The sequence below is a fragment of the Rhizobium sp. P2_G9 genome, from assembly GCF_056403475.1.
On the sequence record NZ_JBFUFK010000098.1, the window covers coordinates 1 to 8,455 of the forward strand.

7 protein-coding genes are annotated in these 8,455 nt (G+C 61.8%); 6 read left to right on the top strand and 1 reads right to left on the bottom strand.

Features of this window, described 5'->3' with window-relative positions; all coding sequences use genetic code 11:
- The first annotated feature begins 349 nt into the window (after positions 1-349).
- On the top strand, positions 350-2,068 hold the full coding sequence (locus tag AC1DYF_RS39580; protein WP_477884332.1) for a dihydroxyacetone kinase family protein: 1,719 nt from the start codon (positions 350-352) through the stop codon (positions 2,066-2,068).
- A 40-nt stretch (positions 2,069-2,108) separates the two neighbouring features.
- Here AC1DYF_RS39580 and AC1DYF_RS39585 read toward each other — a convergent pair whose 3' ends face one another.
- Complete coding sequence (locus tag AC1DYF_RS39585) at positions 2,109-3,326, bottom strand: ROK family protein (RefSeq protein ID WP_477884334.1); 1,218 nt, start codon at positions 3,324-3,326, stop codon at positions 2,109-2,111.
- 235 nt (positions 3,327-3,561) lie between these two features.
- On the opposite strand from AC1DYF_RS39585, the gene AC1DYF_RS39590 reads away from it, so the two are divergent.
- From AC1DYF_RS39590 to AC1DYF_RS39610, 5 genes are all read left to right on the top strand, one after another.
- The gene (locus AC1DYF_RS39590; RefSeq protein ID WP_477884336.1) at positions 3,562-4,809 is read left to right on the top strand and encodes an ABC transporter substrate-binding protein; all 1,248 of its coding nucleotides are present in this window, start codon (positions 3,562-3,564) and stop codon (positions 4,807-4,809) included.
- 62 nt (positions 4,810-4,871) lie between these two features.
- Positions 4,872-5,771: a carbohydrate ABC transporter permease gene (locus tag AC1DYF_RS39595; protein ID WP_477884338.1), complete on the top strand. Its 900-nt coding sequence runs from the start codon at positions 4,872-4,874 to the stop codon at positions 5,769-5,771.
- On the top strand, positions 5,768-6,634 hold the full coding sequence (locus AC1DYF_RS39600; RefSeq protein WP_477884340.1) for a carbohydrate ABC transporter permease: 867 nt from the start codon (positions 5,768-5,770) through the stop codon (positions 6,632-6,634). The genes AC1DYF_RS39595 and AC1DYF_RS39600 overlap by 4 nt, the downstream gene beginning before the upstream one ends.
- 2 nt (positions 6,635-6,636) lie before the next feature.
- Entirely contained in the window at positions 6,637-8,145 is a 1,509-nt protein-coding gene (locus AC1DYF_RS39605) for an apiosidase-like domain-containing protein (protein WP_477884342.1), read from the top strand.
- 8 nt (positions 8,146-8,153) lie between these two features.
- A partial coding sequence (locus tag AC1DYF_RS39610) for an ATP-binding cassette domain-containing protein (RefSeq protein WP_477884344.1) occupies positions 8,154-8,455 on the top strand: 302 nt, incomplete at its 3' end.

The window sequence follows — 8,455 nt, forward strand, 5'->3', positions numbered from 1 at the left end:
GCCGACCCTTGCCCCGCTCTGCGCGCGATGCCATACAAAACCGTAAGGTCGGGACGAACAGGAAGGCCAACCCGTCGAACAAACAGGAAATCCCTAACTCATACCTTGACAGCAAAATCCTCATGTGAGGGGGGAGAAGACTCGCGGCGCGCTCCCTGCCTCAATTGGGGCTACGAGGGTGCGGCCGGGTTAGGCCCCTCCCCCTTGTGGGGGTCCGCAGGACGGGCCGAGACGAGTGGCTCGACCCTGAAAGTTGGGGCGGGGTCTTAGCGCCATATGCAATCGCTGCTGTGGCTGCCGGGGAAGATAGAGTTGCGGCCGGACGCACGGGCTACATTGGAGGACTGCCATGACCAAGATCGTTGACGACGCTGAGGCCTTTGCTTCCTCCGCACTTGCAGGATTCGCGCAGGTCTATGGACGCTATGTCAGGCTGGTCAAGGGCGGCGTCGTCCGCTCGACGAAGGTGCCTGAGGGTAAAGTCTCCATCATCGTGGGCGGCGGCTCCGGGCACTATCCGGCCTTCGCCGGCTATGTCGGCCCCGGCATGGCGGACGCGGCTGTGGCCGGCGAGATCTTCGCTTCGCCTTCGACGGCGGCGGTGGCGCGCGTCTGCCGCAATGCTCATTTCGGTGGCGGCATCATTCTCGGCTTTGGCAATTATGCGGGCGATGTGCTGAATTTCGGCGTCGCGGCCGAGCGTCTGCGGGCGGAAGGCATGGATGTACGCATCTTGACCGTCACCGACGATGTCGCCAGTGCACCGGCCGACAGGCAATTTCAGCGCCGGGGCATTGCCGGCGATTTCGTCGTCTTCAAGGTAGCGGGTGCCGCGGCCGAGGCTGGATTGCCGATCGATGAAGTCGAGCGGATCACCCGCCATGCCAATGCCCGAACCTTCTCCTTCGGTGTGGCCTTCGGCGGCTGCACGTTGCCCGGCGCCCGCGAGCCGCTGTTTACAGTGCTCAAGGGCATGATGGCGCTTGGCCTCGGCATTCACGGCGAGCCCGGCATCCGCGATGCTGAGATCGCCACGGCCAGCGAACTGGCGAAACTGCTGGTCGACACGGTGCTCGCCGAGCGTCCGGCCGGTGCGGCGCGCGCCGCCGTGCTGCTCAACGGCCTCGGCGCCACCAAATATGAAGAGCTCTTTGTGCTCTGGGGCGTCGTCGAGTCGCTGCTGCAGGCGCACGGCATCGACATCGTCCAGCCGGAAGTCGGCGAATATGTCACCAGCCTCGATATGCAGGGCTGCTCGCTCACCGTCATGTGGCTGGACGACGCGTTGGAACGGTTCTGGACTGCCCCGTGTGACACGCCGGTTTTCCGCCGCGGCGAGACGTTTCATACGGAGCCTGCCAATGTGACCACCGGACCGGACGATCCGGAGCCGACCTACCCAGCGGCGGCTGAAACGTCACAACGCTGCGCCGAATGCCTGTCCTCGATTCTCGACGCCATGGTTGCAGCGCTGACCGATGCAGAAGCCGAACTCGGCAGGATCGATGCCGTGGCCGGTGACGGCGATCACGGTCAGGGCATGCGCCGCGGTGCGACAGCGGCCCGTGACGCCATGCGACATGCCGTCGCCAAGGGTGCCGGCGCCCGGAGTTCACTGGCCGCGGCCGGCGATGCCTGGGCAGACAGGGCAGGCGGCACGTCGGGCGCCATTTGGGGCCTGCTGCTGCGCGCCTGGAGCGGAGCGTTTTCCGACGATCGCGAAATCGCGGCGGCCGAGGTCGTCGCGGGAGCCAGGCTGGCGCTCGACGATGTCATGCGTCTTGGTGGCGCAAAGCCCGGCGACAAGACGCTCGTCGATGCCTTCGTACCATTCGTCGAGGCGCTGGAAAGGACATTCGCCGGCGGCGAAACGCTCGACCGGGCATGGTACGTCGCCAGTGACGCCTGCGAGGCTGCTGCACAAGCGACAGTGCCGCTCAGGCCACGGCTTGGCCGGGCAAGACCGCTTGCGGAGCGCAGCATTGGTCATCCCGATGCTGGTGCCATTTCACTGTCGCTCATCGCCAGAACGGTGGGTCAGAAGCTGGGCTCGGTCCCGTCGGAATGAATATGCAGATCGGCAGGCTTGCGACGATCCGGGGGCAGCTCTACGCCGCGGGAGCGCTTGCCAATGCTCTTCTGGGACCGTCAGCAATGCGGCCGTGCTGCCTCAGCACCAGTGCCACCGCGCCCATGACCGTATCGTCATTGCCCAGGAACCGGGCGACGACGAAGCGTGGTGCGTGGACGCCGGGCGCATTTTCCGGCAACGGCAACGTATGGCGGGCAAAACTTCGCTCCAAGGGCTCCAGGAAGGGCTTTCCGATGGTCGCGAGCTTGCCGGCAATGATGAATAGCGGCGGATTGAGGATCGAAGAGGTGATTCCCATGCCCCATCCAGCCTTTTCCGCTGCGTCCTCGATCAGCCGCTTGTAGCCGAGACGGCCCTCGCGGGCGCGCTCGATGAACTGGTCGATGGTGACGGGCTGGCCACTGAAGGCTTCCGCATGGCGCGTCAGGTGAAAGCCGCCGACGAAGGTCTGGACGCAACCGCGATTGCCGCAGCGGCAAAGGCTGCCCTGCGGTTCCAGCACGATATGGCCGAACTCGGCGGCGGCACCGCTGATGCCGCGATAGACGACGCCGTCGCGCACGATGGCGCCGCCGACACCAAGGTCGAACTTATAGAGCACGAAATCCTTTTCGCCGACCGCCGCACCCCAGGTCATTTCCGCCAGCGCGCCGCAATGGCTTTCATTCTCGGCATGGAGCGGACAGTCGATGCGGCTTGAAAAAATCTCCGCCAGATCGACGCCGCCCCAGGTCGGCAGGACATCGCCGTTGAGCACTTTGCCGTCATAGCTCAGCGGTGCCGAGATCGCGAGGCCGACGCCGAGAAGGTCGCTGATTGTCAGGCCAAGGGAGGCGCATTGCGTGGTCAAGCTTTCCCTCACCTGATCGGCAGCTTCCTCCGGCGTGTAGTCGCGGCGGATCGGAATCCACACGTCCGACAGCACGGCATGGGTCAGGTCACAGATGACGATGCGGATCTCACCGAGCCCGAGCAGTACGCCGGCACAGCGCCCCGAGGCTGGGTTGAGAGAGAGCAGCTGCGAGGGACGGCCAAAGCCATTGGCCTTGACTTCGACGTCGATGACGATGTCGGCGTCGCGCAATTCGCTGACCACGGTGGAAACCGTGGAGCGGCCCAGGCCGGTCGGCCGGACGAGCTGACCGGCCGTCGCAGCACCGAGCGCCGCCAGCCCCCGCACGAGGCGGCCGGCCGGTGAATCCTGGTCAAGAAAGAGATTGTTGATGTTCTGCATCGGCTTGCCTCTCTCCCATCCTTCTTGCTCCTGCACGGCAACATGTCAACTTTTTTCCAAAAACGCAACGTCAGTCGTTTTGCGCTGCAAAAATTGCTCAAATAAAAATAAGTTCGCGAATAAACGCTGAATATAAGCGATATTAATTTCTAACGAGAAAAAAGTCATTGACAGTCAGCCGCGACTTTGGTTGATTGCGCCGCAGCGGCAGAGGACCGCTTCCTGGGAGGTTTTCATGATGGTGAAGAATGCTTTTGCCGCCACGCTATCGGCGCTGGCGATGACTGTGGGATTTGCGGCAGGCCCGGCGGCCGCCGACGAGCTGAAGGTGTGGACACTCACCTATGCCAACAATTCCGCCAATATCGGCTGGGACAATGTCATCAAGGGTTTTGAGGCCGCCAATCCGGGCATCACGGTGACGCGCGAAGGCCGTTCGGTCGACGAGCACAAGGCCGCCATGCGCGTCGCGGCCCAGTCCAGTCAGGGGCCGGACATTTATTTCATGTGGGCGGGCCTCGGCCTGGGCGGCGAATTCGTCAAGGCCGGCCTGTCGAAGCCGCTCGACGACGACTACAAGAAATACGATTGGGATAAGCACCTGCTCGGCACGGCCACCAGCTTCTCCAAGATCTATCCGGGCGGCCGCCACGGCGTGCCCTATACCTTCCACGGCGAAGCGATCTATTATAGCAAGGCGCTGTTTCAGAAAGCCGGCATCACCGCGATGCCCACGACTTATGACGAGTTGAAGGCCGATGCGAAGAAGCTGAAGGATGCCGGCATTGCGCCGATGACATTCGGCGGTACGGTCAATTGGCACCTGATGCGGCTGATGGACGTCATCCTCGAAGCCAAATGCGGTGTCGACAAGCACGACCAGTTGATGGACATGAAGCTCGATTGGTCGAAGGAGCCTTGCGCCACCGCGAGCTTCCAGGAGCTGAACGACTGGTCGCAGAACTATATCCTCAAGCCCTTCATGGGCATTGACAACAACCAGAGCTTCAACCTGTTCCTCGCAAATCGTGCGGCAATGATGCTGGAGGGCGACTGGTTGGTCGGCCAGCTGCGCGACGCCAAGCGCCTCGACGATTTCGACATCTTCCCGGTGCCGACCGGAACCGACCGTCTCTATGGCTTCGCCGAATATCTCTACGTCTCGACCAAGAGCGCACATGCCGACGCCGCGGCAAAATTCCTCGATTACATGCTCTCAGACAAGGTGCAGCAGGACAATCTCGGCGCCTTCGGCTCGATCTCGGTCAATGCCAATGTCAAATATGCCAATCTGTCGCCGCTTGACCAGAAGTGGCTGGATATCTTCGGCAAATACACGAAGATCTATATGAACGGCGACCAGGCCTTCCCGCTCGATGTGACGACCGAATACTGGCGCATCATCAACGAGGTGGCGTCCGGCAACATCAAGCCGGAAGATGCCGGCAAGACGCTGCAGACCTTTATCGGCAACAGAAGCTGAACCTCCCAAGGCTGGGTCTCTCGGGCGTGCCCGGGGGACCCTTTTTATCCCCGGGAACCACCATGTCCAAAGCGCGCACCTCTTTGCGGCCGGATCTGCAGGGCTATATCCTGCTGGCGCCGGCGCTGATCGTCTATCTCCTGTTTGCCCTCTATCCGATGCTGGACGTCATCCGCATGTCCTTCTCATCCTGGAACGGGCTGAGTGCGGAGAGCAAGTTCGTCGGTCTCACCAATTATCGCGCGGTGCTGACGCAGGACCCGGTGTTCTGGGGGGCATTGTGGAACACGCTGTGGTGGACGGGACTGGCGGTGATCGTGCCGAACATGATCAGCTTCGCGCTGGCCTTGGCGCTCAACCAGAACATTCCCGGCCGGTCCTCACTTCGGGTCGTCTTCTACCTGCCGGTGATCATTGCCTCAATCGCCGTCGCGACCATCTGGAAATGGATGTACGACCCGTTCTTCGGCCTGTTCAACAGTCTGCTGACCTCCTGGGGGTTGGACGGCTGGATCACGGATTGGCTGGGCGACAAGAAGGTCGCGCTCTGGTCCGTTTTCGCTGCCCATGTCTGGCAGTCGGTCGGCTTTTCCATGGTTCTGTTCCTCGCTGGGCTGCAGAGCGTCTCGACGACGCTGATCGAGGCGGCGCGCATCGACGGCGCTGGCCGCTTCGGCGTCTTCCGTTACGTCACTCTGCCGGCGCTCAAGCCGACACTCACCATCGTCTTCGTGCTGTCGCTGATCAATTCGCTCAAGGCTTTCGACATCGTCTACGGCATGACCGGCGGCGGGCCGGCGCAATCGACGCAGATGCTGGCCATGTGGGCCTATACCCAATCCATGCAGCTCGGCGATTTCGGTCGCGGCGCCGCCGTCTCCGTCATCCTGCTGGCGATCACGCTGGTGATCGTCGTGCCCTATATGCGCTGGATGTCGCATCGGCCGGAGGCGGCGCGATGAACCTGTTCTCCCAAGCCTTCCGCCCCATCGGCTCGAACCGGGTCGATCCGCTGCTCGTGGCGCTCTGGATTGCACTGATCCTGCTGGCGCTGATCTGGATCACGCCCTTCGTCTTCATCGTCTTCACCGCGTTGAAGACGAAGGCGGATGTGATGGGCGGGAGCGCATTCTCGCCGCCGACCGCGCTTGCGCTCGACAATTTCGTCTCAGCCTGGCAGCGGGGCAATTTCTCCACCACAGCCTTCAACGGCGTGGTGATCACGGTGATCAAGGTGCCGCTCGGCCTGTTCATCTCGGCCATGGCGGCCTATGCGCTGGCCAAGGTGCCGATGCGGTTCAGCCGCGTCTTCCTGGCACTCTGCGTCTTCGGCACCATGCTGCCGTTCCAGGTCATGCTGGCGCCGATCTTCCGTCAGGTAAACGCCTTTGGCCTGATCAATACCTATCCCGGCATCATCCTGCCCTATCTCGCCTTCGGCGTGCCCTACCAGGTGTTCATCCTCTACGGCTTCTTCGCCGCCGTGCCGAAGGAACTGTCCGAAGCGGCCCGCATCGACGGCGCGTCGCATTTCACCATCTTCCGGCGCATCTTCCTGCCGGTGTCACTGCCCGTGCTCTCGGCGCTGCTGATCCTCGATTTCGTCGCCACCTGGAATGAATTCGCCATGGCGCTGGTCATCCTGCAGGACCCGAAAATGTGGACACTGCCGCTCGGGCTGATGAATTTCCAGGGCCAGTTTCAGAGCAATTACGGCGAGCTCAATGCCGCCATCATCATGACCGTGCTCCCGGCGGCCATCGTCTATCTCATGTTCCAACGTTATTTCGTCGCCGGTCTGACGTCCGGGGCGGTCAAGGAATGATCATGACCCATCTTTACGATATTTTCGAACTGCGCCTGAAAGCGAGGGCCAGGGGCAATCCCTATCACGACGTCAAGCTCCATGCGCATTTCAGGCAGGGCAATCGGACGGTGCGTGTCACCGGCTTCCACGATGGCGGCGAGGATTATGTCATCCGCTTCATGCCAGACACGCTGGGTGCCTGGACCTATCTGACATCCTCGAATGTCGATGAACTCGACGGCAATGCCGGCGAACTGATCGTGATCGCGGCGCGCGAAAACGTGCATGGCTCTGTCCATGTCCGCAACCGCTTCCATTTCGCCTATGCAGACGGTACGCCCTACTACCCGTTCGGCACGACCTGCTATGCCTGGACACACCAGCCGTTCGACATGCAGGAGAAGACGCTCGAAAGCCTTGCCGTGAGCGGCTTCAACAAGATCCGCATGGCGGTCTTTCCCAAGGATTATCCGTTCAACACCAACGAGCCGCTGCAATCCGTCTTCATGGAAAAAGAGGGTGGCGGTATCGATTTCGACCGGCCCAATCCGGCCGCTTTCCGGCATCTGGAAAAGCAGATCGGCCGGCTCGCAGACCTCGGCATCGAGGCGGACCTGATCCTCTTCCACCCCTATGACCGCTGGGGCTATGCGCGGATGACCGAGGCGCAGAATCTCGCCTATGTCGAATATATCGCTGCCCGCCTTTCGGCCTTTCGCAATGTCTGGTGGGCGCTGGCCAACGAATATGACTTCCTGCTCGACACGATCCCGGTCGAGACCTGGGACCGCTTCTGCCATATCCTGGAAGAGAACGATCCGGCACAGCATCTCCGGTCGATCCACAATGGCGACCAGAACATGAATTTCGACCATCGCAAGCCTTGGATCTCCCATGTCTGTATCCAGAACTGGGACGTCAAGCGCACGCCGGAATGGCGCAATGCCTACGGAAAGCCGGTGGTCAACGACGAGCCGGAATATGAAGGCAATATCATCTACAACTGGGGCAACATCACCGCCCAGGAACTGGTGCACCGCTTCTGGATCACAGTGACGCGCGGCGGCTATGCCGGCCACGGCGAAACCTATACCGACCCGAACGACCTGATCTGGTGGGCCAAGGGCGGCACGTTGCATGGCGAAAGCTGGAAACGGATCAATTTTCTGCTCAAGCTGATGCAGGAAGACAAGCTCGAAGGCCTGGAGCCGCTCGGCAGCAACGATCAATGGCCGTGGAGCCGCGTGTCCGGTGCCCGCGATCTCGGCGGCAAGGTCACCTATATCTATTTCGGCGAACATCAGCCGAGCCAGTGGACCACCGGCCTGCCGACCGAGCTCGGCAAATATGACGTCGATCTGATCGATACCTGGAACATGACGGTGGTGCCGGCCAGGCGCATCGCTCCCTTCGTTCCCTATCCGCAGCGGCATGGCAGCGTCACCCGCGGCGGCAAGGCCGATGCGGCTTTCGGAGTCGAACTGCCGGGTCGCCCCCATCTTGCACTGCGCGTGCGCAAACTCGACTGAGGTAAACTATGGCGTCCGTCGAAATCTCCAATGTCAAGAAGTCCTATGGCTCCATCGCCGTCATGCACGGTGTCGATGTCCCGATCGGTGACGGCGAATTCGTCATCCTCGTCGGCCCGTCCGGCTGCGGCAAGTCAACGCTGCTGAGGATGATCGCCGGCCTGGAAACGGTGACCGCCGGCGACATCGCCATCGACGGACGGCGTGTCAACGACCTGGAGCCCAAGGATCGCGACATCGCCATGGTGTTCCAGAACTATGCGCTCTATCCACAGATGACGGTGGCGCAGAATATGGGCTTTGCGTTGGA

Bases quoted from the DNA above. Each gene is read 5' to 3' on its own strand.
- AC1DYF_RS39580 (WP_477884332.1), top strand. From the start codon at position 350: ATGACCAAGATCGTTGACGACGCTGAGGCCTTTGCTTCCTCCGCACTT.
- AC1DYF_RS39585 (WP_477884334.1), bottom strand. From the start codon at position 3,326: ATGCAGAACATCAACAATCTCTTTCTTGACCAGGATTCACCGGCCGGC.
- AC1DYF_RS39590 (WP_477884336.1), top strand. From the start codon at position 3,562: ATGATGGTGAAGAATGCTTTTGCCGCCACGCTATCGGCGCTGGCGATG.
- AC1DYF_RS39595 (WP_477884338.1), top strand. From the start codon at position 4,872: ATGTCCAAAGCGCGCACCTCTTTGCGGCCGGATCTGCAGGGCTATATC.
- AC1DYF_RS39600 (WP_477884340.1), top strand. From the start codon at position 5,768: ATGAACCTGTTCTCCCAAGCCTTCCGCCCCATCGGCTCGAACCGGGTC.
- AC1DYF_RS39605 (WP_477884342.1), top strand. From the start codon at position 6,637: ATGACCCATCTTTACGATATTTTCGAACTGCGCCTGAAAGCGAGGGCC.